Source organism: Synechococcus sp. MEDNS5 (assembly GCF_014279875.1).
Lineage (GTDB): Bacteria > Cyanobacteriota > Cyanobacteriia > PCC-6307 > Cyanobiaceae > Synechococcus_C.
Genome location: NZ_CP047952.1, coordinates 1,892,801 through 1,915,876 on the forward strand (window position 1 = coordinate 1,892,801; position 23,076 = coordinate 1,915,876).

27 protein-coding genes are annotated in these 23,076 nt (G+C 60.4%); 10 read left to right on the forward strand and 17 right to left on the reverse strand.

What is annotated here, in order from left to right:
* Positions 1 to 9 precede the first annotated feature (9 nt).
* Positions 10 to 240, forward strand: coding sequence for a preprotein translocase subunit SecG (gene secG / locus SynMEDNS5_RS10265; protein ID WP_186471875.1), 231 nt, complete (start codon positions 10 to 12; stop codon positions 238 to 240).
* Position 241: 1 nt separating this feature from the next.
* On the opposite strand, the gene SynMEDNS5_RS10270 is transcribed toward secG, so the two are convergent.
* The 3 genes from SynMEDNS5_RS10270 to groES all read right to left on the reverse strand — a co-directional run bounded on the left by SynMEDNS5_RS10270 (position 242) and on the right by groES (position 2,733).
* The gene (locus tag SynMEDNS5_RS10270) at positions 242 to 595 is read right to left on the reverse strand and encodes an MscL family protein (RefSeq protein WP_186583295.1); all 354 of its coding nucleotides are present in this window, start codon (positions 593 to 595) and stop codon (positions 242 to 244) included.
* A 138-nt stretch (positions 596 to 733) separates the two neighbouring features.
* Positions 734 to 2,368, reverse strand: a complete 1,635-nt coding sequence (gene groL, locus SynMEDNS5_RS10275) for a chaperonin GroEL (RefSeq protein WP_186583296.1) — start codon at positions 2,366 to 2,368, stop codon at positions 734 to 736.
* 53 nt (positions 2,369 to 2,421) lie between these two features.
* Positions 2,422 to 2,733 (reverse strand): co-chaperone GroES, encoded by a 312-nt coding sequence (gene groES / locus SynMEDNS5_RS10280; protein ID WP_186583297.1) that lies wholly within the window; start codon positions 2,731 to 2,733, stop codon positions 2,422 to 2,424.
* Between the two features lie 217 nt (positions 2,734 to 2,950).
* Here groES and atpD point away from each other — a divergent pair, with 217 nt between their 5' ends.
* Positions 2,951 to 4,414 carry a F0F1 ATP synthase subunit beta gene (gene atpD / locus SynMEDNS5_RS10285; protein ID WP_186583298.1) on the forward strand — a complete coding sequence of 488 codons (1,464 nt, stop codon included), beginning with the start codon at positions 2,951 to 2,953 and terminating at the stop codon, positions 4,412 to 4,414.
* 82 nt (positions 4,415 to 4,496) lie between these two features.
* The gene (atpC, locus tag SynMEDNS5_RS10290) at positions 4,497 to 4,907 is read left to right on the forward strand and encodes an ATP synthase F1 subunit epsilon (protein WP_186583299.1); all 411 of its coding nucleotides are present in this window, start codon (positions 4,497 to 4,499) and stop codon (positions 4,905 to 4,907) included.
* A 130-nt stretch (positions 4,908 to 5,037) separates the two neighbouring features.
* Here atpC and SynMEDNS5_RS10295 read toward each other — a convergent pair whose 3' ends face one another.
* Entirely contained in the window at positions 5,038 to 5,541 is a 504-nt protein-coding gene (locus SynMEDNS5_RS10295) for a 30S ribosomal protein PSRP-3 (RefSeq protein ID WP_186583300.1), read from the reverse strand.
* Between the two features lie 64 nt (positions 5,542 to 5,605).
* Here SynMEDNS5_RS10295 and SynMEDNS5_RS10300 point away from each other — a divergent pair, with 64 nt between their 5' ends.
* Positions 5,606 to 6,379: a TIGR01548 family HAD-type hydrolase gene (locus tag SynMEDNS5_RS10300; protein WP_186585959.1), complete on the forward strand. Its 774-nt coding sequence runs from the start codon at positions 5,606 to 5,608 to the stop codon at positions 6,377 to 6,379.
* Between the two features lie 42 nt (positions 6,380 to 6,421).
* A complete protein-coding gene (locus tag SynMEDNS5_RS10305) occupies positions 6,422 to 7,591 on the forward strand; it encodes a calcium:proton antiporter (RefSeq protein WP_255440132.1) in 1,170 nt (389 codons plus the stop codon).
* Positions 7,592 to 7,593: 2 nt separating this feature from the next.
* Here the strand turns inward: SynMEDNS5_RS10305 and SynMEDNS5_RS10310 are convergent, their stop codons facing one another.
* Complete coding sequence (locus SynMEDNS5_RS10310; RefSeq protein WP_370593595.1) at positions 7,594 to 8,928, reverse strand: aminopeptidase P N-terminal domain-containing protein; 1,335 nt, start codon at positions 8,926 to 8,928, stop codon at positions 7,594 to 7,596.
* Between the two features lie 71 nt (positions 8,929 to 8,999).
* Between SynMEDNS5_RS10310 and SynMEDNS5_RS10315 the strand changes: the two genes are divergently transcribed.
* Genes SynMEDNS5_RS10315 through ald form a run of 5 tightly spaced genes read left to right on the forward strand, consistent with a single transcriptional unit; the run spans position 9,000 to position 14,807 of the window.
* Positions 9,000 to 10,007 carry a CNNM domain-containing protein gene (locus SynMEDNS5_RS10315; RefSeq protein ID WP_186583302.1) on the forward strand — a complete coding sequence of 336 codons (1,008 nt, stop codon included), beginning with the start codon at positions 9,000 to 9,002 and terminating at the stop codon, positions 10,005 to 10,007.
* Complete coding sequence (locus SynMEDNS5_RS10320; RefSeq protein ID WP_186583303.1) at positions 10,004 to 11,320, forward strand: GTP-binding protein; 1,317 nt, start codon at positions 10,004 to 10,006, stop codon at positions 11,318 to 11,320. Before SynMEDNS5_RS10315 ends, SynMEDNS5_RS10320 begins: the two co-directional genes overlap by 4 nt.
* Entirely contained in the window at positions 11,317 to 11,898 is a 582-nt protein-coding gene (locus SynMEDNS5_RS10325; RefSeq protein WP_186583304.1) for a nicotinate-nucleotide adenylyltransferase, read from the forward strand. Before SynMEDNS5_RS10320 ends, SynMEDNS5_RS10325 begins: the two co-directional genes overlap by 4 nt.
* 6 nt (positions 11,899 to 11,904) lie before the next feature.
* Positions 11,905 to 13,638, forward strand: coding sequence for an NAD+ synthase (locus SynMEDNS5_RS10330; RefSeq protein WP_186583305.1), 1,734 nt, complete (start codon positions 11,905 to 11,907; stop codon positions 13,636 to 13,638).
* 29 nt (positions 13,639 to 13,667) lie between these two features.
* Positions 13,668 to 14,807 carry an alanine dehydrogenase gene (gene ald / locus SynMEDNS5_RS10335; protein WP_186583306.1) on the forward strand — a complete coding sequence of 380 codons (1,140 nt, stop codon included), beginning with the start codon at positions 13,668 to 13,670 and terminating at the stop codon, positions 14,805 to 14,807.
* Between the two features lie 161 nt (positions 14,808 to 14,968).
* Here the strand turns inward: ald and SynMEDNS5_RS10340 are convergent, their stop codons facing one another.
* The 12 genes from SynMEDNS5_RS10340 to SynMEDNS5_RS10395 all read right to left on the reverse strand — a co-directional run bounded on the left by SynMEDNS5_RS10340 (position 14,969) and on the right by SynMEDNS5_RS10395 (position 23,067).
* A complete protein-coding gene (locus SynMEDNS5_RS10340; RefSeq protein WP_186583307.1) occupies positions 14,969 to 16,033 on the reverse strand; it encodes a DUF3326 domain-containing protein in 1,065 nt (354 codons plus the stop codon).
* A gap of 4 nt (positions 16,034 to 16,037) precedes the next feature.
* Complete coding sequence (locus SynMEDNS5_RS10345) at positions 16,038 to 16,232, reverse strand: hypothetical protein (RefSeq protein ID WP_186583308.1); 195 nt, start codon at positions 16,230 to 16,232, stop codon at positions 16,038 to 16,040.
* On the reverse strand, positions 16,229 to 16,564 hold the full coding sequence (locus SynMEDNS5_RS10350; RefSeq protein ID WP_255440133.1) for a 2Fe-2S iron-sulfur cluster-binding protein: 336 nt from the start codon (positions 16,562 to 16,564) through the stop codon (positions 16,229 to 16,231). The genes SynMEDNS5_RS10345 and SynMEDNS5_RS10350 overlap by 4 nt, the downstream gene beginning before the upstream one ends.
* A gap of 33 nt (positions 16,565 to 16,597) precedes the next feature.
* Positions 16,598 to 17,326, reverse strand: a complete 729-nt coding sequence (locus tag SynMEDNS5_RS10355) for a 2OG-Fe(II) oxygenase family protein (RefSeq protein WP_186583309.1) — start codon at positions 17,324 to 17,326, stop codon at positions 16,598 to 16,600.
* Between the two features lie 92 nt (positions 17,327 to 17,418).
* On the reverse strand, positions 17,419 to 18,369 hold the full coding sequence (locus SynMEDNS5_RS10360) for a F0F1 ATP synthase subunit gamma (protein WP_186583310.1): 951 nt from the start codon (positions 18,367 to 18,369) through the stop codon (positions 17,419 to 17,421).
* An 11-nt stretch (positions 18,370 to 18,380) separates the two neighbouring features.
* Positions 18,381 to 19,901, reverse strand: coding sequence for a F0F1 ATP synthase subunit alpha (atpA, locus tag SynMEDNS5_RS10365; RefSeq protein ID WP_186583311.1), 1,521 nt, complete (start codon positions 19,899 to 19,901; stop codon positions 18,381 to 18,383).
* Positions 19,902 to 19,961: 60 nt separating this feature from the next.
* Positions 19,962 to 20,510 carry an ATP synthase F1 subunit delta gene (atpH, locus tag SynMEDNS5_RS10370; protein ID WP_186583312.1) on the reverse strand — a complete coding sequence of 183 codons (549 nt, stop codon included), beginning with the start codon at positions 20,508 to 20,510 and terminating at the stop codon, positions 19,962 to 19,964.
* Positions 20,510 to 21,031: a F0F1 ATP synthase subunit B gene (locus tag SynMEDNS5_RS10375; RefSeq protein ID WP_370593527.1), complete on the reverse strand. Its 522-nt coding sequence runs from the start codon at positions 21,029 to 21,031 to the stop codon at positions 20,510 to 20,512. Before SynMEDNS5_RS10375 ends, atpH begins: the two co-directional genes overlap by 1 nt.
* A 2-nt stretch (positions 21,032 to 21,033) precedes the next feature.
* The gene (locus SynMEDNS5_RS10380) at positions 21,034 to 21,498 is read right to left on the reverse strand and encodes a F0F1 ATP synthase subunit B' (RefSeq protein ID WP_186583314.1); all 465 of its coding nucleotides are present in this window, start codon (positions 21,496 to 21,498) and stop codon (positions 21,034 to 21,036) included.
* 80 nt (positions 21,499 to 21,578) lie between these two features.
* The gene (gene atpE / locus SynMEDNS5_RS10385; RefSeq protein WP_006911576.1) at positions 21,579 to 21,827 is read right to left on the reverse strand and encodes an ATP synthase F0 subunit C; all 249 of its coding nucleotides are present in this window, start codon (positions 21,825 to 21,827) and stop codon (positions 21,579 to 21,581) included.
* A 154-nt stretch (positions 21,828 to 21,981) separates the two neighbouring features.
* Positions 21,982 to 22,710: a F0F1 ATP synthase subunit A gene (gene atpB, locus SynMEDNS5_RS10390; protein WP_011933914.1), complete on the reverse strand. Its 729-nt coding sequence runs from the start codon at positions 22,708 to 22,710 to the stop codon at positions 21,982 to 21,984.
* 21 nt (positions 22,711 to 22,731) lie between these two features.
* On the reverse strand, positions 22,732 to 23,067 hold the full coding sequence (locus SynMEDNS5_RS10395; RefSeq protein ID WP_186583315.1) for a hypothetical protein: 336 nt from the start codon (positions 23,065 to 23,067) through the stop codon (positions 22,732 to 22,734).
* Between the last annotated feature and the right edge of the window lie 9 nt (positions 23,068 to 23,076).

Consider the following 23,076-nt stretch of genomic DNA (forward strand, 5'->3'; position numbering starts at 1 on the left):
GATCAGCTGATGATTACAACCGTTCTTTCCTGGATCTGGATCGGCAGCGGCCTTCTGCTGATTCTGTTTGTCCTTCTCCACAGCCCCAAGGGCGACGGCATGGGAGGACTGGCCGCCAGTGGCAGTTCAACGTTCACCAGCTCAAGTAGCGCTGAGGCAACACTGAACCGCATCACCTGGACCACGTTGGCGGTCTTTCTCACCCTCGCGATCATCCTCAGCGCTGGCTGGCTGAAGTAAGTCAGTCCCCGTCGTTGTCCTGCATCGGCTTAACCGAGTGTTTGATCGTCTTCACGCCACTCTCAAGGGTGCGTTGTGATCGGTTGATGGCTTTGATGATGAAGAACAGTGCCCAACCAACAATCAGGGAGTTGAGCATGACATCGAGAATCTTCCCGATCGCCAAGTTTCCTCCGTAATAAGGAATCACGAGGTTTTGCCAGTCCCCTCCACGCACCAGAGGGTTGAGGAGAGGCATCAACAGATCCTTGCTGATGGCATCCACAATCTGTTGGAACTGCGTGCCAACCACCACAGCGATGGCCAGATTGAGGGCATTGCCTTTTTGAAAGAAGAACTCAGTGAATTCGCGCAACCAACGACGCAGAATCATTACAAGCCAACAGCTGTCTGCCATTAAAGCTTGCAGGTATCCACAAAAAGACCCCCGCCGAAGCAGGGGTCTTGAGATTGACCAGAGTCGATTGCGATCGACGCAACTGATGCGTGCTGATCAGTAGTCGAAATCGCCGCCGCCCATGCCGCCGCCAGCAGGTGCTGCTTCCTTCTTCTCGGGAAGATCCGCCACGATGCACTCGGTGGTGAGCACCATGCCAGCAATGGATGCCGCGTTTTGCAGACCGGAACGGGTCACTTTGGCGGGATCGACGATGCCAGCAGCGAGCATGTCGACGTACTCACCATTGGCAGCGTTGTAGCCCTCGTTGAAGGACTTGGCCTTCACGTTTTCGGCAACAACAGCACCATTGACACCGGCGTTCTCAGCGATGCGCATCAGTGGAGCGGTCAGAGCCGCAGCCACGATGTTGGCACCGATCAGTTCCTCTCCGGTGAGCGTGGACGAAGCCCACTGCTCAAGGGTGGGGGCCAGATGAGCCAGGGTGGTGCCGCCGCCAGGAACGATGCCCTCTTCAACAGCAGCCTTGGTGGCATTGATGGCGTCCTCGAGGCGAAGCTTCTTGTCCTTCATCTCGGTTTCGGTGGCTGCACCCACCTTCACCACAGCGACACCGCCAGCAAGCTTGGCCAAACGCTCCTGCAGCTTCTCCTTGTCGTAGGTGGACTCGGTTTCGTCCATCTGCTTCTTGATCTGCTCGCAGCGCGCCTGCACAGCCACTTCATTGCCCTCGGCAACGATCGTGGTGGTGTCCTTGTTGATCGTCACGCGGCGGGCAGTGCCCAGCATTTCGATCTTGGCATTTTCGAGCTTGAGACCGGCGTCCTCAGTGATCAGCTGTCCGTTGGTCAGTACAGCCATGTCTTCGAGCATGGCTTTACGGCGGTCACCGAAGCCAGGAGCCTTGACAGCCGCCACGTTCAGCACACCACGAAGACGGTTCACCACCAGGGTGGCCAGAGCTTCCTTCTCGATGTCCTCAGCGATGATCAGCAGAGGCTTGCCGGTGCGGGCAATCTGTTCCAGCACGGGAACGAGATCCTGCACCAGACCGATCTTTTTATCGGTGAGCAGGATGTAGGGCTCATCCAGCACCGCTTCCATGCGCTCGGTGTCGGTGGCGAAGTAAGGGGAGATGTAGCCCTTGTCGAAACGCATGCCTTCGGTGACCTCCAGTTCGGTGGTCATCGACTTGCCTTCCTCGAGGGAAATCACGCCTTCCTTACCGACCTTGTCCATGGCGTCGGCGATCATCCGACCCACTTCCTCATCGTTGCCAGCGGAGATGGTGCCCACCTGAGCGATGGCGTTGCTGTCGCTGATCGGGTTGGCCTTGTTCTTGATCTCGGCAACGAGGAAATCGGAAGCCTTATCAATGCCTTTCTTGAGCGTGATGGCATTGGCGCCGGCAGCCACGTTGCGCAGACCCGCCTTCACCATGGCGTGAGCCAGGACAGTGGCGGTGGTGGTGCCGTCACCAGCGGCATCGTTGGTTTTGGAGGCGGCCTGACGGATCAGGGCAACACCAGTGTTCTCGATGTGATCCTCGAGCTCGATCTCTTTAGCGATGGTGACGCCGTCATTGATGATCTGAGGAGCGCCGAACTTCTTTTCCAGCACCACGTTGCGACCCTTGGGGCCGAGGGTGACGGCAACAGATTCAGCAAGGATGTCGATGCCTTTCTCGAGAGCGCGGCGGGCGTTCTCGTTGTAAATGATGCGCTTAGCCATGGGAGGCGATGTTCAGAAGAGATGGAGTGATGTTCAGCCGAAGCGGTGCTGTCTCAGTTGACGACAGCGAGGATGTCCTTCTCGGACAGAAGCACGTACTCGTCACTGCCGAGTTTGATGTCGGTTCCGGCGTACTTGCTGTAGAGAACCTTGTCGCCGACTCCGACTTCTGGAGCCTGACGGGAGCCGTCTTCGTTGGGCTTGCCGGGGCCGACCTGAACCACCTCACCCACCTGGGGCTTTTCCTTGGCGGTGTCGGGGAGAAGGATGCCGCCAGCGGTCTTTTCCTCGGATTCGGAGACCTTGACGAAGACGCGATCGCCGAGGGGCTTGACGGTGGAGACGCTGAGAGAAACAGCTGCCATGGGGGACTTGCGGGAGCAGGGACAGGGCGCCGAAGCGCGAAAGCGACCCGAGCTGGCACTCAAGGTCACTGATTGCCAACCTATGCGTGCTCACCACCCTCAGACCATGAATTGAGCGTGCGGGTGACCGAACCCTTTGGTGGCGCTCACGGCGGTGGTATCGTTGCGCCGCTCGAGAAGGGTGCGCTTGTCGCGTCCCTCACACACCTCCTTTCCTATGGCCGCTGCTGCTCCCGCCTCCGCCGGTACCAAGGGCGTTGTTCGCCAAGTTATTGGCCCGGTTCTGGACGTGGAATTCCCCGCCGGCAAGCTGCCCAAGATTCTCAACGCACTTCGGATCGAGGGAACCAACACGGCTGGTCAGCCTGTCGCCCTCACCGCAGAAGTTCAGCAGCTGCTGGGTGACCATCGCGTTCGTGCCGTCGCGATGAGCGGCACTGACGGCCTGGTTCGCGGTATGGAAGCGCTCGATACAGGCGCTCCGATCAGTGTGCCTGTGGGTGAAGCCACCCTCGGCCGCATCTTCAATGTTCTGGGCGAACCTGTTGACGAACAGGGCCCTGTGAACGCCTCTGCAACGGCACCGATCCACCGTTCAGCCCCCAAGCTCACTGAGCTGGAAACCAAGCCGAAGGTTTTCGAAACCGGCATCAAGGTGATCGACCTCCTTGCTCCTTATCGCCAGGGGGGCAAGGTCGGCCTGTTCGGCGGTGCCGGCGTGGGTAAGACCGTTCTGATTCAGGAACTCATCAACAACATCGCCAAAGAGCACGGCGGTGTGTCCGTGTTTGGCGGTGTGGGTGAGCGCACCCGCGAGGGCAACGATCTTTACGAGGAATTCAAGGATTCCGGTGTGATCAATGCTGAAGACCTGTCCAAGTCGAAAGTGGCTCTCTGCTACGGCCAGATGAACGAGCCCCCCGGTGCACGGATGCGCGTCGGCCTCTCTGCACTGACGATGGCTGAGCACTTCCGCGATGTGAACAAGCAGGACGTGCTGCTGTTTGTAGACAACATCTTCCGCTTCGTTCAAGCCGGATCTGAAGTGTCCGCACTGTTGGGCCGCATGCCGTCAGCTGTGGGTTACCAGCCCACCCTTGGCACCGACGTGGGTGAACTTCAAGAGCGCATCACGTCCACGCTCGAGGGCTCCATTACCTCGATTCAAGCGGTCTATGTTCCCGCTGACGACCTGACCGACCCGGCGCCTGCCACCACCTTTGCTCACCTAGATGCCACCACCGTGTTGAGTCGCGGCCTGGCCTCCAAAGGCATCTACCCCGCTGTGGATCCTCTCGATTCCACCAGCACCATGCTTCAGCCCGCAGTCGTGGGTGAAGAGCACTACAAGACGGCTCGTTCCGTGCAGTCCACACTGCAGCGTTACAAGGAGCTTCAGGACATCATTGCCATCCTGGGTCTCGACGAGCTCTCCGAAGATGACCGCCGCATCGTGGATCGTGCGCGCAAGATTGAGAAATTCCTCTCCCAGCCATTCTTCGTGGCTGAGATCTTCACCGGCATGCCTGGTGTCTACGTGAAGCTGGAGGAAACCATTTCCGGTTTCAACCAGATCCTCGCTGGTGAGCTCGACCACCTCCCTGAACAGGCCTTCTACCTCGTCGGCAATATCGACCAGGTCAAGGCCAAGGCCGAGAAGATCGCGGCAGAAGCCAAGTGACGCTTCCGGGGACCACCATCCACGGTCGGTCCCCCCAACCACGATTCAGCTCCAACGCTCCGACCCCAAGTCTTCCCTTTCCATGTCCCTCACCCTCCGCGTGCTGGCACCCGACCAGAGTGTGTTCGACGGTTCAGCTGACGAGGTGATTCTTCCAAGTACCACTGGTCAGCTTGGAATCCTCCCCGGCCATGTGTCCTTGCTCGCAGCACTGGATGTTGGTGTTTTGCGAGTACGCGCCGAAGGCGGTTGGAAGTCCATCGCCCTCATGGGTGGCTTCGCGGAAGTGGATGCCGATGACGTCACCGTTCTGGTGAATTCTGCTGAGCTCGGCAGTTCCATTGATGCCTCAAGTGCCGAATCGGACTTGAAAGCTGCAAGAAACGAAGTCTCCAAAATGGAGGGGCAGCCTGCTTCAGTCGACAAAGTCAAAGCCCAGCAATCCCTTGACCGTGCTCGCGCTCGCGTACAGGCAGCAAAAAACCAGGATTAACGGTTTCAACCATTTGAATTCTTAACAAAGCCGGGGTCAAAAAGATCCCGGCTTTTTTTGTCTGAACCGCTGGGCAAAAAAAACGACCTGCAGTTGCAGGTCGTACTGAGAACACGAATGAGCGCTGGCTTCAGGCGGTACCGCAGAAGGTGACGTCAGGGAACTTGGCTTTGGCATCTTCCAGGCTTTTGCCCTTGCCCTCTTCCTGCCAATAATTGATCACTTCTGTGGCTTTATTGAGCACTTCGACACGTTCGTTGTCGGTAATCCAGGACTTCCCTTCCAACTCACCTTTGAGCGTTTCCCAAGCATCCTCACGAGGCCAGAAGAAATAAGCAGTCAGAGGGCTGGGACCGCCACCCACGATCTGATCCACGGCCAGAGCCACGTTGTCGGGCAGCCAAAGAATCTTGAGAAGAAAGCGTCCTTCATCCGCTTTCGGTGTGTAACCAGAAGGAACACCGTCGGCATCGATGGTGGCAGAGGCCAGTGCAGCGCTGCCGCCGCGCATCACAGGGCGGCCTTCCTTCGGCTCCTGCTGCTGATCGGCGTCAGTTGTTTGCGGTGCCTGATCAACTGCTGCTGCCTCAGTGGCGACCTCCTGGTCGACGGCAGCGCCTTCGGAAACCGTCATGGTGTCAGCGCTCAAGGATTAAGGACAAACAACTAACCTAACAGCCGCCTTCACCCCGCCTCACCTGAGCCTCTCCAGCGATCCTCGCCAACTCCTGCTGTTCGATATTGACGGCGTCATTCGGGATGTAGCCGGAAGCTACCGCCGTGCCCTGCAAGCAACGGTTGAGCACTACAGCGGCTGGCGACCAAGCCCTGCGCAGATCGATGCTCTCAAGGGAGAGGGGCGATGGAACAACGATTGGGATGCCAGCCTCGAACTGCTGAAACGGCATGGTTCACCCTTGCCGGAACGCCAGGCCCTGATCGATCGCTTCAGCGACTTTTATTTCGGTGGCGATCCTGGGGCTTCACCCGAAAGCTGGAGCGGTTACATCGGCGATGAGCCGCTGCTTGTGAATGCCTCCCTTTTTGAGACCATTCACACCCTCGGATGGACCTGGGGGTTCGTCAGCGGAGCCGAACCCCCCTCCGCCCGCTACGTGCTTGAGCAGCGCCTGAGACTCAAAGCGCCGCCTCTGATCGCCATGGGAGATGCTCCCGACAAACCGGACCCCACCGGACTGCTGCAGCTGAGTGAGGCCCTTCTCACCAGCAGCGAAGCAACCACCGTTGCCTATCTCGGCGACACCGTGGCAGACGTTCAAACCGTCATCCGTGCCAGGGCGGAGCAACCGGGACGAACCTGGATCAGCCTGGCAGTCGCCCCTCCTCACCTTCACCCTCACCCAGCTGAGCGCCGTGCCTATGAACAGCGGTTGAAGGATGCCGGTGCTGACCACATCTTGATCAGCACCATGGCCGTGACTGAATGGCTGCAATCCTCTGCACAGCCATGAAGGGACTGCCAACGTGTGCCCTGTGAGCACCCCCAGGCGTCCATGAGCAGCCGACCGGCGTTGTCCTCCTCGATCATGGAGATCCGCAACGAACTGTCGACCCTCGGCCTGGGAGGCGGGGTTTTGGCCCTGCTCAGTTTCAGCGGACTTCTGGAGTGGCTGCTGGCCAGCGACGCAGGATTGATCATTGCTGGATTGCTGATCTTGGGAGCCGTAGTGGTGCTTCTCTCCCAGCAAGTGGCCAATCAGGCGGAACTGCTGGCCGAGGCACTCGGAGAGCCCTACGGGACCCTGGTGCTCACGGGATCTGTGATTGTGATCGAGCTGGCCCTGATCGGCAGCACCATGATCACGGGCGAGCAGAACCCCACGCTCGCCCGTGACTCGATGTTCTCGGTGCTGATGATCGCCCTCACCGGCATCACCGGGTTATGCATGGCGCTCACCTCCAGGCAATCGAGGCAGAGGCTCGAGTCTGACGAAGCAATGAGTGAGGAAGACCTCTCGGGCCCGAACATGGCCGGATCGATGGTGTTTTACAACCTCATCAGCACGATGAGCGTGCTCGTTCTCATCATCCCCAACTTCAGCACTGACTCTCCAGAGGGTGAATTCAGCCTGCCGATCGAGGTGGTGCTGTCCGTAGTCGCCGTGGGCGTTTACGTGATCTTTCTGATCAACCAGATGGGGCCTTACCGCTGTTTCTTCATGGATGCTCAGGAGCGAGCGGCCCTCAACAGCGAACACAACCCTGAGGGCTTCATCCAGAAGCCCCGACCATGGCGAGCAGGCGGCCTGCTGGTCGCCAGTCTCGGGGTGGTGGTGCTGATCGCTGAGTCCATGGGTCAGCTGATCGAACGGGGCGTGAACGAACTGCAACTCCCTGGCGCTCTGGCTGGAATCCTCGTGGCCATGTTGATCTTGATCCCTGAAGCGCTGAACGCCATTCAGGCCACGCGCCGCGGCCAGCTGCAGCGCGCCCTCAACACCCTCTTCGGGTCGGTACTGGCCACGATCAGCCTCACCGTTCCTGCGGTGCTGCTCATCGGTCAGATCATTGGCTCTGAGGTGATCCTGGGCCTCGAGCCCGCCTCCATGGTGCTGCTGGCCCTCACCCTGTTTCTGCTTCGCCCCCATCCCAAGGTGCTCGGGAGCGAAGGGTTGATGCTTCTGGTGGTGTTCCTGTTCTGGCTGATGCTGGATCTGGTCTGAGTTCAGCGCTCCATGGCCTGAACCGACTTGAGGGCGTCAGCGCTGAGCACCTCATGGCCTTCGGGCACCTCATCGAGATCCCTCACGGCCACATCATCCTCGATGCGAATGCCGATGCCCTTCCAGCGCTCGTCGATGCTGGGTTGCCCTTCCGGAACCGGCAGACGATCGCTCACATAGAGCCCAGGCTCCACGGTGAGCACCATGCCAGGTTCTAACTCCACGTGATGCTCACCAAGCCGGTAAGCACCCACATCGTGAACATCCAGGCCAAGCCAATGGCCGGTGCGGTGCATGTAGAGATGGCGATAAGCACCCTTTTCAATCAGGCCATCCACATCCCCCTGCAGGAGACCAAGGCTCACGAGCCCCTCCACCAGAACGCGCACTGCCGTGTCATGAACACCCTCAGCAGTCTGCCCTGGCCGGACGCTGTCAATCGCGGACTGCTGCGCAGCAAGCACAAGGCTGTAGAGCTCTCGCTGCTCACCGCTGAAGCGACCGTTAACCGGGAACGTTCGCGTGATGTCTCCGTTGTAGTAGTCAGGCAGCGAACAGCCGGCATCGATCAGCAGCAGATCGCCATCCTGAAGCACGGCATTGTTCTCGATGTAGTGGAGAACGCAGGCGTTATCACCACCCGCCACGATTGAGCCATAGGCCACACCACGGGCCCCTTGATCGAGGAAATGCTCCTCGATCAAGGCCTGAACCTGACGTTCCCGCATCCCAGGTTTCACAACGGAGCGGGCCAGCTCATGGGCGGCTGCGGAAATCCGTCCGGCCTCACGCAGTCGCTCCAGCTCTTCCGGCTCCTTACGCAGACGCATGCGATGCAGCACTGAACAGGGAGCCACCAAGGCCAGGGCTGCGCTGCCGGTTCGCGACGCTCGATCGAGCTGCCCCGCCCAGGCGGCCACCACGAGGGGCTCGACTGCGGGATGGCGACCGACGCGGAAGGCGATTCCCTCAGCGCCTTGCAGATAGTCCGGCAGTCGCTGCTCAAGCTCGGAGCGGGGGTGGGCGATATCGGCACCGAAACACTCCACAGCCCCCTCACACCCCCAGCGTCGTCCGGTCCAGACCTCGGCGGCCGGTTCGCGCGGGTTCACGAACAGCACAAAACGTTCTCCCTCCGGTCGATGGGGAAGGAACAGGGCGACCGCGTCGGGCTCGTCAAAACCGGTGAGGTACCAGAAATCACTGTCCTGACGGAACGGCCATTCCGTATCGGCATGATGGGTCACCAGGGTTGCTGCAGGGATCACCGCAGCAGCACGTCCCAAATCCTGCATGAACCGCTGACGACGATCCGCATGACAAGCAAAATCAACGATGGGGGTGCAATCAGCCACGAAAGAGACAGGTCGCCGAGTAACCGTCAGGATGGCAGGGAAAGCACACCCCCATGACCTCCGACCTGCTGATCCTGCTGATCCTGGTGGTGGTGGTGCTGGCTGGATCAGCCCTCTGCTCGGGTGTGGAGGCAGCGCTGCTCACGGTCAATCCCATCCGCGTCCATGAGCTCGCAGCACGTCCGCGTCCGGTCGCTGGTGCTCGCAGGCTTGCTCAGTTGCGACAGCGCCTGGGACGCACCCTGTCCGTGCTGGTGATTGCCAACAACGGCTTCAACATCTTTGGCAGCCTGATGCTTGGTGGTTATGCCGCCTGGCTGTTCAAACGCATGGACAGCAGCAGCGTGGCGCTGCCGCTGTTTTCCATCAGCCTCACCGTTCTGGTGATTCTGCTGGGCGAGATCCTGCCCAAAGCGATCGGCAGTCGCCTGGCTCTGCCTGTGGCTCTGGCCAGTGCCCCTGTGCTGCACTGGCTCGGCGTCATGATGCGTCCCCTGGTTCTGCTGCTTGAGCGACTGTTGCCGGCCATCACGGAGGAGAGCGAGATCAGCACCGATGAGGAAGAGATCCGGCTTCTCGCCAGACTCGGTTCTCAGAAAGGTCAGATCGAAGCGGACGAGGCCGCCATGATCGCCAAGGTGTTTCAGCTCAACGATCTCACCGCCCGCGACCTGATGATCCCGCGTGTGGCAGCGCCCACCCTTGATGGCGCTACCTGCCTGGATGAACTGCGGGACGCGCTGGTCGAGAATGAAGCCCAGTGGTGGGTCGTGCTCGGCGACGCGGTGGACAAGGTTCTGGGGGTGGCCAACCGGGACAGCCTCTTGAGTGCGCTGGTTCAGAACCGCGGTCAGCTCACACCTTTGGATCTGAGCGAACCAGCCGAATTCGTTCCGGAGATGATCCGCGCTGATCGACTGTTAACCGCGTTTCGTCGTGACAATGCCGGCGTGCGCGTCGTGGTGGATGAATTCGGTGGCTTCGTCGGTGTGATCGGCCCCGATGCCGTCCTGGCCGTCCTGGCTGGGTGGTGGCGCAAGGGAGGCAGCGCTACCCCATGACCATCTCCACTGCGATGGCATCCAAGGCACAGGTGTTGCGGCTGTGGAAAGACCAGCTCAACCTGACCGCCCTTGAGCAGGGTCTGCTGAGCGGTGCCCTCAAAACGCTGGATCACCAGCTGCATCGCCTGGAGAAGAGCAGGATTCGGATCGCCGTGTTCGGCAGAGTCGGCGTCGGCAAGTCGAGCTTGGTCAATGCGCTTGTAGGCCAGTCGCTGATGGCCACGGATGTGGCCCATGGCTGCACGAGACAACAGCAGAGCACTCCCTGGCCGACGCCAGTCCCAGGTCTGCAAGCCGTCGACCTGGTGGACACACCCGGGATCGACGAGGTCGATGGCCCAGCTCGGGCTCGCCTGGCGGGCCGCGTGGCCTTGAACGCCGACCTGGTGTTGCTAGTGCTGGATGGGGACATCACCCAGGTTGAGCTCGATGCACTCGCCACCCTCCAGAAGAAGGGAAAACCGGTGGTCACCGTTTTGAATCGCAGCGATTGCTGGCCAGGCGAAGAGCTGGCTCCTTTGCTCGCCAGCATCAAACGCCGCCTGCCGCGAGGGCTCCCGGGGCCAGTTGTCGCGGCGGCGGCGCCACGGCAGGCTGTGCAGCTCAGCGACGGACGCATCCGCAGCCAGCAGCAGCCGGCCGATGTGGCGCGTCTGCAGACCCACCTGACATCACTGCTGGCTGAGCATGGCGAAGGCCTGCTGCTCTTGAACAGCCTGCGGCAGGCAACGAGCATTCAGCAGCAGCTCGAAACCGGCCGCCTGCTGCGGCGCCGTCGGGAAGCGCAGGGGCTGATCGGTCGCTACGCCGCCCTCAAGGCGGCGGCGCTGGCCGCCAACCCTTTAATGCTGCTCGATCTTGCGGGAGGCATGGCCTGTGATGCCGCCTTGGTGAGCCAGCTCTGTGCGCTGTATGACCTTCCCCTGGGAGGCCCGGCAGCCCGCCGACTGCTCCGTCAGCTTGGTGGCCAGAATGCCCTGATCGGGGGAGCACAGCTGGGGCTGCAGATGAGTCTGGGAGTGATACGCCAGCTGCTGCTTCTAGCGGCACCCTTCAGTGCTGGGCTCAGCTTGGCCCCGGCGGCCCCGGTGGCGGTGGCCCAGGCGGCTCTGGCGGTTCATACCACCCGCCGCACCGGTCGACTGACAGCCCGCTGGCTGCTGGAGGAACGCGGTCGCGGTCGCCGCAACCAGCCGATTCCCATCAGCCTGATGCGCCGTCTGTGCCGCACAGACCGCGGTCTGATCGGATTGATGCATCGCTGGCCTGATGCGCCGACGCGTCCGGCACTGAAATCCCTGCTGCCATGAGCAGAGACACGATTGCACTTCTGGGAACCAGCGCGGATCCCCCCACCATTGGACATCAGGCCCTGCTTGAGGGTCTTCTCGGGGAGTTCCAGAGAGTGGTGACGTGGGCTAGTGACAACCCGTCCAAACGCCATGGTGCCGGGCTCAAGCAGCGCAGCTACCTGCTCGATCGTGTCGTTCAGACGATCGGTAACCCTCGCCTGCAACTGGCTCAGGATCTCAGCAGTCCCTATGCCATCACCACTCTGGAGCGAGCGCGACAGCGCTGGCCTGAATCCCCTCTCTGCTTCGTGGTGGGGAGCGATCTGGCCACCCAGATCCCTCGATGGAAGCACTGCGATCAGTGGCTTGGTCTCTGTGAATTGGGCATTGTTCCGCGCAAAGGTTGGCCCATCGAGGATGGCGACTTGCAGGGCCTCGAACGCCTCGGTGCCCGTCCAAGGATTCTGTCCCTTGATATCCCAGCCACCGCCAGCTCAGCAGTCCGCCAGGCCACTGGAGATGACCAGATCCCCGACACACTCTGGCCTCTGCTTCTGGAGCACAATCTTTACGGCTACCACTCCTCCTCCGCCTGAGTGCTGATGCGTATCGCCCTGGCCCAGATCAATCCCTTTGTGGGGGACCTTCTGGGAAATGCCGATCGCATTCACGCGGCCTTGGACGCCACCATGGTGGACGGCAAGGTGGGTGCGGATCTCCTGGTCACGCCGGAGCTGTCTCTCTGGGGCTACCCACCGAGGGATCTGCTCTTCAGCTCCACTCACCTTGCGCAGCAACAACAGGCCTTAGACAAACTGCAGCAACGCTTGCACGCCGAACAACTGGATGTGGCCCTCCTCGTTGGTGTGGCCGAGGTTGCCCCTGATCAGCAACACCCCAGGCTCTACAACGCGATGGCGCTGGTGCAGGCGGGGGGATGGCGGGTCGTCGCCCGCAAGCAGCTGTTGCCCAGCTACGACGTCTTTGACGAAACCCGTTATTTCCGCCCCAGCGGAAGTCCGTCCACCATCAGCCTGCGCGTGAACCACCACGACTGGCGCCTGGGCCTCACCATCTGCGAAGACCTCTGGGTGGACCAGGAGCTCCAGGAGCGACGCCTGGTAGGCCCGGATCCCATCGCAGCCTTGATGCCCGAACGCATTGACGCCTTGATCAACTGCTCGGCATCCCCTTTCAGCCGCGGCAAGGCGACCCTCCGCCGTGAGCTTGCGGCCCGTGCAGCTAGACGCCTGCAATGTCCTGTGGTGTACGTGAACCAGGTGGGCGGGAACGATGAATTGATCTTCGATGGCGCCAGCTTCGTGATGGCTCCCGGTAACAGCACCCCGCTGCTGCAGCTGCCCGACTTCTGCGTCAGCACAGCGGTGTGGACTGCGCAATTACCAGTCAGTCCAAGCGATCAGAATCCCCATCCCCATCAACGCAGGCAAGACCAAGACGCCAGCCTCGAGCCGCTGTTCCGCGCACTGGTGGCCGGAGTCAAGGACTATGCAGCCAAATGCGGATTCAAACAAGCACTTCTTGGACTTAGTGGCGGCATTGATTCGGCCTTGGTGGCGGTGATCGCCGCCGCTGCCCTGGGCCCTGAACAGATTCAGACCCTGCTGATGCCCTCTCCCTGGAGCTCCTCCGGATCGCTCGAAGATGCCCTAGCCCTGGCGTCACGCCTGGGCATCTCTTCAAGGATCGTGCCGATTCAGACCCTGATGGACGGCTTTGAAGCCACGCTCACACCAGCCCTCGACGCCGAGCCATCCGGGATCACAGCCGAAAATCTGCAATCACGCATCCGCGGAACCCTGCTGATGGCCATGGCCAATCAGCAGGGGCAGCTTCTGCTCTCCACGGGCAACAAATCCGAACTGGCCGTGGGCTACTGCACCCTCTACGGCGACATGAACGGCGGTTTGGCGGTGATCGGCGATCTCTACAAATCAACAGTGTTCGCCCTCTGCCACTGGCTAGACAGCCCAGATGCTGGTGCCTGTCGATCCGAACTGGGGCTGGCCATTGAGGGGCCGTTGATCGGCCAGGCCATTCTTGAAAAACCACCGAGCGCCGAACTGCGACCAGACCAGAAAGACAGTGATTCACTGCCTGACTACGGGCGGCTGGACCCATTGCTGGTGGATCTGATCGAACACCGAATGAGTGGTGTGCAACTGATCAGCGCCGGGCATGATCCCGATGACGTGAATCGGATTGAACGTTTGTTCCGTCGGGCTGAATTCAAGCGGCGACAGGCCCCTCCGCTTCTGAAAGTGAGCAATCAAGCCTTCGGCAGCGGCTGGCGGCTGCCGATTGCAGCCATCTGAGCCAGATTGAGAACACATCTCTGCCTCCCATGGCTCATTCCGTTCTGACGGCCCCGATGGCCAGTATCGGGGTGCCCACTGAGATCAAAGCTGATGAGCAGCGGGTCGCCCTGACACCGGATGGCGTCAGGGAGTTGGTGACCCAAGGGCTGGAGGTGCGCATCCAGCATGGTGCGGGAGCCGGTGCTGGCATCGGCGATGACGCGTTTGCAGCAGCTGGTGCACGCATGGTCGACCGGGACGACGCCTGGGCCGCTCACCTGGTGGTGAAAGTGAAAGAGCCGCAGCAAGAGGAATTCGGTCTTTTGCGCGATGACATGGTGCTCTTCACGTATCTGCACCTCGCGGCCTATCCCCAAGTGGGCCAGGCGCTGCTGGATGCAGGCACAACGGGTGTGGCCTACGAGACGGTGCAACTGGAAAACGGCAGCCTGCCGCTGCTCGCGCCGATGAGTGAAATTGCAGGCCGTCTCGCTGCTCAGGTCGGTGCGCGATTGCTGGAACGCCCTAACGGCGGCCGTGGTGTGCTGATCGGTGGCTGCACCGGTGTTCAACCGGCACGGGTGGTGGTGCTTGGGGCTGGCACCGTCGGCTGGAATGCGGCACGGCTTGCAGCAGCCATGGATGCCGAGGTGATGCTCCTGGATCGATCACCGGAGCGTTTGCGCAGCCTGGAGGCCGACCGGCGAGGGCGATTGATGAGTGTGGTGAGCAGCAGGGGACTGCTGGAGCGACTCGTGCCTACCGCCGACTTGCTCATTGGTGCCGTGCTCACCCCAGGAGGGCGGGCCCCGACACTGGTCGACGAGGACATGGTGAAACAGATGAAACCCGGTTCAGCCATCGTGGATGTGGCGATCGACCAGGGCGGATGCATCGCCACGAGTCGAGAGACCACCCACACCAATCCCACGATCAGCATCCATGGAGTGCAGCACTACGCCGTCGGGAACATGCCTGGAGCCGTACCGTTCACGTCCACGGAAGCCCTGGTGAGTGTCACGCTGCCATACATCCTTGGCATCGCTGGACGAGGACTGGAAGAAGCCGTCACGGAGCGGCCCGAATTGCTGTCTGGCTTGAACACCGTGAAAGGATCGGTCTGCCATCCAGGTGTCGCGAAGGCCTTAAACGTTCCGCCACGCCATCCCATGGCATGCCTGCGCTGAGCTGCCCATCCCGTCTCTGAAACAACGAGATTTCCTGAAGACACTGCGCCGTCCAGATGCGACGGAATGCGCTGCAAGCCATTCGGGCCTTCGCCAGTCCCCGATGACAAGGACCGCAACATGACGCCAACGTGGCACCAGCAAATCCCCTGGCCATGCGCTCAGTCTTGAGCGAGAGTCAACACATCCAAACCAGGAAGGGGTCTCTGCAGCGATGGCAACGCCACCCCCTCCCGCATCGCCAGCACCAACCCGGCGGCTTCGGCGTAGGTCGCAGCCGCAACCACCCGACCCTCAAGTCCCATGGAATAGGACGACACCTGCAGCACCGAAGGGTTGGTGACAGCAATCACTGGGACGTTCTGCTCCAAACAGGCCAGAACGGCCTCACCCCCTAAGGCACCCTCAGGCACCACAAGGGCCCCGAGTCCGGTGGCCAGCAGATCTCCAGGCTGCGCCGATGCCGACTGAATCAGATCGGGTGCGCGACTGAGCCCCACGAGAACGCAGGGAAGGAAGGTATGCGCCAGCTCTTCAGCTGCCGCCCGCGGGTCCAGCTGGGGATCCAGGGGCAAGGGAGCCAGAGCCGGTGCATGGGCACAGGGGATCTGAAGATGCCGCACGAGCAGATGGCTGATCACCGCCTCTGCACCAGCCAACCCATCCACACCGCTTCCGTGGCGATAGGCCTGCAACGCTTCGCTGCCGGAATCATCCGGGAATCGAGCCACCACGGCGATCGCTGAGGCACCCCCGTCACGCAGCTTCTCCCCAGCGCGAAGCAACGCATCAGGGCGCTCGAGCGAGCCCCAGCTCACCCCACTCTCCCCCTGCCGTAGCGTGACTCCGAGAGCGACATCCGTGGTGACCACCGGGCCAATCTCCAGGCCGAGCGTGGCGCGACAGGCATCCGCTACCTGCAGGTGGCGGTCCCGAAGAGACTGTTCGATCGCAGCATCGAGCAGCAAGCCAACACGCTGTCGCCGTCCTCCCCGAAGCGCCAGCTCCCCGGCTGCAAATCGATCAAGCCCCCATCCCTCCACATAAAAGATGCGTTCGTCGCTCCAGTAAAGGGCGGCCCCATTCATCACATTGGGGTGGGTCACCAGGCAGCCCGAGGCTGCCGCGAGGACCCGCGCAGCCGGAAGGGCATCGCCGGCGAAGCCTCCGATCTCGCAGCCAATCCCTGTAGGCACAATCATCAGTGTGGGGAAGACAGCAGCCATCACGTCACCCCCCGTGCTGAAGCATCACCGCTTCGATCACCACCTCAGAACCACCCTCTGGCAAGTCCATCACCGACGTGATCGCCCAGCGCAGCGGCTCGCCATGCACGCGCAGATGGTCCAGGATCCTGCGACGCCAATCCGAGGCCGCTCGGTGGGCTGGAAGCGCCAGCTGCAGCTGAAGCGACTCAATCCTCACTTCTGATACTGACCAAACTGCGCTTCGTAGAGAGCATCCTCCTGACCCGCGAGAACCTTGAGATCTGAGCGTGGATAACTCACACACAGGAGTGCAAAGCCGTCTTGGCGGAGCTCCTCCTTCACTCCCATGGCATCCGGTTGATGCACGGTTCCATCGAGGATGCGGGCGGCACAGGTCGTGCACACGCCGGCACAACAGGAGCTGGGCACCGCCACTCCCGCTGCTTCAGCGGCTGAAAGCACGGTCTGATCGGCGCTGCACTGGAACTGATGGGTCTGCCCATCCAGCTCAACGCTGATGGCGAAGGTCGCTGCCGTGGAGTCGCTCATCCGTTCGAGATTGTCCTGGAAGACCGCATCCTCTCAGGACAACGGGCGCTCACAGCGATGCCACTGATGGGGATGGGGCGCCAGGTACTCCGCAGGCGAAGACGAAGCCAGGGCCGTGAGCACGAAGTCGAAACTGATCGACACCCGCAGTGACTCCTCATCGTTGTTGTCGCCAACACTGTGATCCAACCGGGAAGGAAAGATCACCAGAAGACCAGGTTCAGGGTTCAGTGTCCAGAGCCTCTGATTGTGGGGGTGATGCTCTCGAATCGGCCCCCCATGGCCCACGGCAAGCCCTGGCACCAGCTCATTCAGTTGATGCCTTGCATGAAGACAGAGAGCTCCCTCCTGACCCTGACCATCACCACTCAAATACACAACGGCACTGACATGGGCGTTGGGATGGTGATGCCGACCCACCACTTGCCCGGCCATGCTGAGCACAGGCCAACTCCGTTGGAGGTGCAAGGCGATCTGGTCAAGATCAAATCCTGTACGTTCCAGATAGATCCAAACCCGTGCAATCACTTCATCCGCCAGGGATCGGAAGTCGTGATGTTGATGCAGCTGCCAGAGGCCATGGAGATCCCCGGTCCATGCACAACCTTCATCGGGATTGCTGACCGCCTCGCCCCGCAGGCTCAGAAGTGTCTGCAGCTGCCCCGCCAGCGTGAGGGGGTCCATCGCCATCCGATCGGTGGCCACCACCGTTGGGAAAAGGGCGTGAAGCTCCACATCGAAGGGGCAGCAGACCTCCAGCATCGGTCATGCACCACGCTGAAGGGGACCTTGGATTGCAACAAAAAAGCCGGCACTGAGGCCGGCTTGAGACAATCAGGTTGATGAGTTTCTCATCAACCAACAGCAGCTGCGCCTCCTGCCACTTCCAGAATCTCCTGGGTAATCGCAGCCTGACGGGCTTTGTTGTAGTCAAGAGTCAGGGTTTTGGCCAAAGCCTTGGCGTTGTCGCTGGCGTTGTTCATGGCCGTCATTCGGCTCGCCAGTTCCGAGGCAGCAGCCTCCTGAAGTGAACGCAACACCTGATTCTGCAAATAGAGAGGCAAGAGTGCGTTCAGAAGCTGATCTGGACTTTGCTCAAACACGATCTCGGAGGAGAGCTCCGGTTGTGTGTTGGCAGGAGCCGAACCTGTTTCCACCCTGAGATCGCCGTCTTTGGTGGTGAGGCGGAAGATCTCATCTTCAGCATCAGCAATTCCCTGAGGATCGAGCGGAAGAAGGGTCTGAACTACGGGCTTGCAACTCACCAGGTTAATGAATTTGGTGAAAATAATTTCAACCCGGTCGGTGGTTTCAGAGAGAAACTCCGCAAACACCTCGTTCGCCACGGATCCAGCTTCATCAGCCGTTGGCACCTGCTCAAGCCCAGTAAATGTGGCCTGAATCGGGTAACTGCGATTGGTGAAATAGCTGATGGCCTTTCGACCAATCAACAAAAGATTCACCTTGTAGCCCTGGCCTTGCAATTCAGCGAAACGCTGCTCAGTGCGCTTGATGATGTTGGCGTTGTAGCCACCGCAGAGGCCACGATCGCCTGTCACCGCCATAAGGGTGACCGTTTCAAGGGAACGTTCCTCTAGCAGGGGAGCGTCGGCATCCTCAAAACGCATACGCGCCTGCAGATTTTCCAGAAGCCTGGCCAGACGATCCGCAAAAGGACGGCTGCGCAGAACTTGCTCCTGGGCACGACGCACCTTGGCTGCCGCCACAAGGCGCATGGCCTCGGTGATCTTGCGGGTGTTCTTAACTGATTTGATCCGATCGCGGATCTCTTTGAGATTTGCCATGTCTCAGGACCTCAGTTGGCCGTTGCCAGCATGGTGGAGGTGACTTCAGCGACGGCCTCTTTAAGCATGGTCTCCGCCTCAGGGCTGAGAACTTTCTCAGTCTGGATTTTTTCGATGAACTCAGGCTTGTTGCTCTTGAGGTATTCGCGGAGCTCGCGAGAGAACTGAACCACCTGATCCACGGGCACATCATCGATCAAACCCTTTACACCGGCGTAAACGATGGCGACCTGTTCAGCAAGGATCAGCGGGCTGAACTGAGACTGCTTGAGCAGCTCGCGCAGGCGCTTGCCGCGGCCGAGCTGCTTCTGGGTTGCCGCATCGAGATCGGAAGCGAACTGTGAGAAGGCAGCGAGTTCATCAAACTGTGCGAGTTCAAGTTTGAGCGTGCCAGCGATCTTCTTGATGGCCTTGGTTTGCGCAGCACCACCAACACGACTCACGGAAATACCCACGTTGATGGCGGGGCGCAGACCGGAGTTGAACAGATCGGAACTCAAGAACACCTGACCATCGGTGATTGAAATCACGTTGGTTGGGATGTAGGCGGACACGTCACCGGCCTGGGTCTCAATGATGGGCAGTGCCGTCATCGAACCTTTGCCCATAGCATCAGACAGCTTGGCGGCACGCTCCAGCAGGCGGCTGTGGCAATAGAACACATCACCGGGGTAGGCCTCACGACCGGGCGGACGACGGAGCAGAAGGGACATCTGGCGATAAGCCTGAGCCTGCTTGGAGAGGTCGTCGTAGATCACCAATGTGGCTTTGCCCTTGTACATGAAGTACTCGGCAATCGATGCACCGGTGTAAGGAGCCAAGTATTGGAGTGCCGCAGGATCAGACGCATTGGCCGCCACAATCACCGTGTAATCGAGGGCACCACGCTCACGCAGCACCTCAGTCACCTGAGCGACTGACGCTGCTTTCTGACCGATGGCCACGTAAACGCAGACGACATCCTGATCCCTCTGATTGAGGATCGTGTCGATGGCGATAGCGGTCTTGCCGGTCTGACGGTCGCCAATGATCAGCTCACGCTGACCGCGGCCAATGGGAATCATCGCGTCGATGGCAGTGATGCCGGTTTGCATCGGTTCATGCACCGACTTGCGCTGAATGATGCCGGGAGCCGGTGATTCGATCAGACGGCTTTCAGAGGCACCCAGATCACCTTTGCCATCGAGGGGAACACCCAGAGGATTCACCACACGACCAAGAAGACCATCGCCGACGGGCACGGATGCAATCTTGCCGGTGGCCCGAACGGTGCTGCCCTCCTGGATCCCAAGGCCCTCACCCATCAGCACAGCGCCGACATTGTCGTCTTCGAGGTTGAGCGCGATGCCCTCAGTACCATCTTCGAACTCAACGAGTTCCCCTGCCATCACTTGCTGAAGGCCGTAGACACGGGCAATGCCGTCGCCCACCTGCAGGACGGAACCCACATTGCTGACCGAAACAGACTTGTCATAGTCCTCGATCTGCTGCTTGAGGATGGCGCTGATCTCGTCGGGACGGATGGAAACCATGGCGGGTAAACCCTGGAAAGGGGCGTGAGAGGAGGAGCGTGGGGGTGAAGAGAGAGGTGCTCAGCTCGCCTTCGCGAGCGAAAGCCCAAGGCGACGAACCTGACCAGACAGGCTGGCGTCGATAACCTGAGAGCCGATATTGATCACGAAGCCACCGATCAGGCTGGCGTCGATGGTGAGATCAATCTCAACGGAACCGGTTCCGACCATGGACTGAACCTTTGCCGTGAGGGCTGCGGTCTGCTCGTCAGACAGAGCTTGAGCGCTGCGGACGTGAGCCAGGGAGATGTTGCGGGATTCGCGATACAGCTCCAGATAGCGGCGCAAAACAGCATCGAGAGCGGTCAAGCGCTGCCGATCAGCGAGAACCTTGAGAAGGTTCATCAGTGACGGCTTGATCTGCTCTGCAAGAAGTTGTCCGAGGGCCTTTTTCTTGGCAGCAGGCTCAAGCACCGGCGATGTCATGGCTTCGCGCAAGGCGGTGCTGGAGTCCCAGACCGTAAGGAGTTCCTTGCACTGAGCGGCGACGTCATCTGATTCGCTGCGACCGTCAGTGACCTGCAGAAGAGCTTCGGCGTACGGAGTCGCCAGGGTGTTCAGGAGTGGCATCAGGCGTCCTCCAGGTTGCTGATGGAGGCATCGATCAATCGGGACTGGCCCGCTGCATCAAGACGTCCGGGAAGTTCTGTCATCGCCTTGTCGATGGCAGCCAGTGCAGCCTCGCGGCGCAGTTGTTCGGTGAGGCGAGCACCTTCAGCATTCAGATCAGCCAGTGCATCCTGCTTGACAGCAGCCATGGCATTGATCGTTCGCATCTCACCATCCTTGCGGATGGCTTCAGCCCTGGCTTTGCCGTCGACACGGATCTTCTCTGCTTTCTGCTGAGCAGCAGCAAGATCCTCCTGGGCACGGGCCAAATCGTTTGTGGCCTGACGCAGCCGGCCCTCGGAATCCTCAAGGTCCTTCAGAATCGCCTGCCGGCGACGCTCAAGGATGCCCCCTAGGAAGCCCTTCAGGAACCAGTACAGAACCCCGATCACAATGACGAGGTTGATGAGGTTGGTCTCGAAAAGGTTGAGGTTCAGGCCGAACCCGCCTTCCGAGGCAAACAGTGGGAAAGACATGGTCATCGTCAGGCGGCCAGAAGTCTGTTGATGATCTGGGCACTGAGCTGATCCACCTGGCTCATGAGCTGAGCCTGGGCGGATTCTCGTTGGGTCTCGATCTCACGCCGTGATTTCTCGCGAATGCGATTGGCTTCGGCCTCCGCTTCGGCAAGAGCCTCGCGGTACAGACGATCAACTTCCTGTTCAGCCTCGACAATGGCGGCCTGAGCGGCCTGACGGGCTCCACGGAGTTGATCTTGGAGATCGGCTTCCAGTCGTTTGATTTGCTCAAGCTTTTGCTTGGCGTCAGCACGACTGGTCGCGATGTAACCCTCGCGATCCTCCACGACCTTGCCGACCGGCCGGAAGAACAGGGAATTGAGCAGGAAGGTGAGGAGAACCACCTGAACCGCCATCAGCGGAAGGGTGGCATCGAGGTCAAAAAGACCTCCCTCCGGAACACCTGCTTCAGCGAGCAGAAGCCAGGTCATGGAAGGATGCGATTGGGTAAGTCAAATCGAGCAGATCAGAGGAGTGGGGTGACGGAAAGTCACCCTTATTCCGAATCTGATCAGCCGGCGAAGGGGTTGGCGAACAGAAGAACCAGTGCCACCACCAGGCCGTAGATGGTCAGAGCTTCCATGAAGGCCAGGGAGAGCAGCAGGGTTCCGCGGATCTTGCCTTCAGCTTCAGGCTGGCGGGCGATGCCTTCCACAGCCTGACCGGCTGCGGTGCCCTGGCCGATACCAGGGCCGATGGCGGCGAGACCCACCGCAAGGGCGGCGGCCAGAACGGAAGCGGCGGAGGTCAGATCACTCATTGGTGGAAAGCGGTTGGAGATGCGCAGGATGAGCGCGGAAAGGGCAGGACGCGCCCGGGACACCCCCACGATGGAGGGCGGGCCCGGTTCCACCCGGACCTGCGCGCGATGTGTTTAGCAGATCACGGGGGACCTGCGAAAGGCACGACGAGACCTAGTGGGCCTCTTCGTGCACAGCCTCGCCGATGTAGTTCGCGGCGAGGGTGGCGAAAATCAGAGCCTGGATGGCACTGGTGAACAGGCCGAGGAACATGGCGGGAAGCGGTACCAGCACAGGCACAAGGAAGGCAAGAACGGCCACCACCAGTTCGTCAGCAAGAATGTTTCCGAAAAGACGGAACGAGAGCGAAAGAGGCTTGGTGAAATCCTCGATGATCTTGAACGGGAGCATGATCGGAGTCGGCTCCACGTAGTACTCGAAGTAACGCAGCCCTTTGCGGCTCAGCCCCGCATAGAAGTAAGAGAGAGACACCAGCAGAGCCATGGCAACGGTGGTGTTGATGTCGGCTGTTGGGGCACCGAGCTCTCCATTGGGAAGCTCGACCAGGCGCCAGGGAATCAAAGCACCGCCCCAGTTGCAAACAAAGATGAACAGAAACAGGGTTCCCACGAAAGGAAGCCAGTCTCTGTAAGCCTTCTCGCCGATCTGTTCCCGTGCGAGCTCCCGCAGGTAATCCCAAAGGTATTCCAGCAGGTTCTGAACCCCCTTGGGATCGCGTTCCATCTTGCGGGTTCCGCTCACAACGAGCAGAAGCAGCAAGCCGATCACGACCCAAGAACTGAGGAAAACCTGGCCATGCAGGTTCAGATTGCCGATCTGCCAATAGAGATGCTGACCAACCTCGAGTTCGGCGAAAGGCAGATTAAGGAGCGACGGAACCATGACGGTGATGAGTGCGCGAATTCAGGCGTCGATGACGGTCTGAAGAATCAAAGCGGGCTTGTAGAGAAGAAATCCGATGAAGGCGGGGAGAAGTTCGAGTTGGGGAAGTTTGGCCGCCGCAACGATGAGAAGCATTGGCACCACCAACTGAAATCGCCCAACCTGACGGGAGCCTCCGCCGAGCCTGGCCACGCTGCGGGCGAGTAAGCGCAGGTACAGAAGACCAGCACACGAGCCCACCAGCAGGCTGCGGGCCACCAGAACATCGAATCGAACAAGGGCGACAAGAGCCGCAGCCAAGGAAACGATGAGGGTGGCCAGCATCAGACGCCGCTGAAGCCTGGCGTACTCCCCCATACCCGAATC

What these genes read in the sequence shown, in the direction of transcription:
- SynMEDNS5_RS10380 (WP_186583314.1), bottom strand. Translation starts at nt 21,498, where the DNA reads ATGACCTGGCTTCTGCTCGCTGAAGCAGGTGTTCCGGAGGGAGGTCTT.
- SynMEDNS5_RS10315 (WP_186583302.1), top strand. Translation starts at nt 9,000, where the DNA reads ATGACCTCCGACCTGCTGATCCTGCTGATCCTGGTGGTGGTGGTGCTG.
- SynMEDNS5_RS10295 (WP_186583300.1), bottom strand. Translation starts at nt 5,541, where the DNA reads ATGACGGTTTCCGAAGGCGCTGCCGTCGACCAGGAGGTCGCCACTGAG.
- groL (WP_186583296.1), bottom strand. Translation starts at nt 2,368, where the DNA reads ATGGCTAAGCGCATCATTTACAACGAGAACGCCCGCCGCGCTCTCGAG.
- groES (WP_186583297.1), bottom strand. Translation starts at nt 2,733, where the DNA reads ATGGCAGCTGTTTCTCTCAGCGTCTCCACCGTCAAGCCCCTCGGCGAT.
- SynMEDNS5_RS10350 (WP_255440133.1), bottom strand. Translation starts at nt 16,564, where the DNA reads ATGAGCGACTCCACGGCAGCGACCTTCGCCATCAGCGTTGAGCTGGAT.
- SynMEDNS5_RS10355 (WP_186583309.1), bottom strand. Translation starts at nt 17,326, where the DNA reads ATGCTGGAGGTCTGCTGCCCCTTCGATGTGGAGCTTCACGCCCTTTTC.
- ald (WP_186583306.1), top strand. Translation starts at nt 13,668, where the DNA reads ATGGCTCATTCCGTTCTGACGGCCCCGATGGCCAGTATCGGGGTGCCC.
- SynMEDNS5_RS10330 (WP_186583305.1), top strand. Translation starts at nt 11,905, where the DNA reads ATGCGTATCGCCCTGGCCCAGATCAATCCCTTTGTGGGGGACCTTCTG.
- atpD (WP_186583298.1), top strand. Translation starts at nt 2,951, where the DNA reads ATGGCCGCTGCTGCTCCCGCCTCCGCCGGTACCAAGGGCGTTGTTCGC.
- SynMEDNS5_RS10340 (WP_186583307.1), bottom strand. Translation starts at nt 16,033, where the DNA reads ATGGCTGCTGTCTTCCCCACACTGATGATTGTGCCTACAGGGATTGGC.
- atpA (WP_186583311.1), bottom strand. Translation starts at nt 19,901, where the DNA reads ATGGTTTCCATCCGTCCCGACGAGATCAGCGCCATCCTCAAGCAGCAG.
- atpE (WP_006911576.1), bottom strand. Translation starts at nt 21,827, where the DNA reads ATGAGTGATCTGACCTCCGCCGCTTCCGTTCTGGCCGCCGCCCTTGCG.
- SynMEDNS5_RS10395 (WP_186583315.1), bottom strand. Translation starts at nt 23,067, where the DNA reads ATGGGGGAGTACGCCAGGCTTCAGCGGCGTCTGATGCTGGCCACCCTC.
- atpB (WP_011933914.1), bottom strand. Translation starts at nt 22,710, where the DNA reads ATGGTTCCGTCGCTCCTTAATCTGCCTTTCGCCGAACTCGAGGTTGGT.
- secG (WP_186471875.1), top strand. Translation starts at nt 10, where the DNA reads ATGATTACAACCGTTCTTTCCTGGATCTGGATCGGCAGCGGCCTTCTG.
- SynMEDNS5_RS10320 (WP_186583303.1), top strand. Translation starts at nt 10,004, where the DNA reads ATGACCATCTCCACTGCGATGGCATCCAAGGCACAGGTGTTGCGGCTG.
- SynMEDNS5_RS10360 (WP_186583310.1), bottom strand. Translation starts at nt 18,369, where the DNA reads ATGGCAAATCTCAAAGAGATCCGCGATCGGATCAAATCAGTTAAGAAC.
- SynMEDNS5_RS10305 (WP_255440132.1), top strand. Translation starts at nt 6,422, where the DNA reads ATGAGCAGCCGACCGGCGTTGTCCTCCTCGATCATGGAGATCCGCAAC.
- SynMEDNS5_RS10375 (WP_370593527.1), bottom strand. Translation starts at nt 21,031, where the DNA reads ATGACCATGTCTTTCCCACTGTTTGCCTCGGAAGGCGGGTTCGGCCTG.
- SynMEDNS5_RS10325 (WP_186583304.1), top strand. Translation starts at nt 11,317, where the DNA reads ATGAGCAGAGACACGATTGCACTTCTGGGAACCAGCGCGGATCCCCCC.
- atpH (WP_186583312.1), bottom strand. Translation starts at nt 20,510, where the DNA reads ATGCCACTCCTGAACACCCTGGCGACTCCGTACGCCGAAGCTCTTCTG.
- atpC (WP_186583299.1), top strand. Translation starts at nt 4,497, where the DNA reads ATGTCCCTCACCCTCCGCGTGCTGGCACCCGACCAGAGTGTGTTCGAC.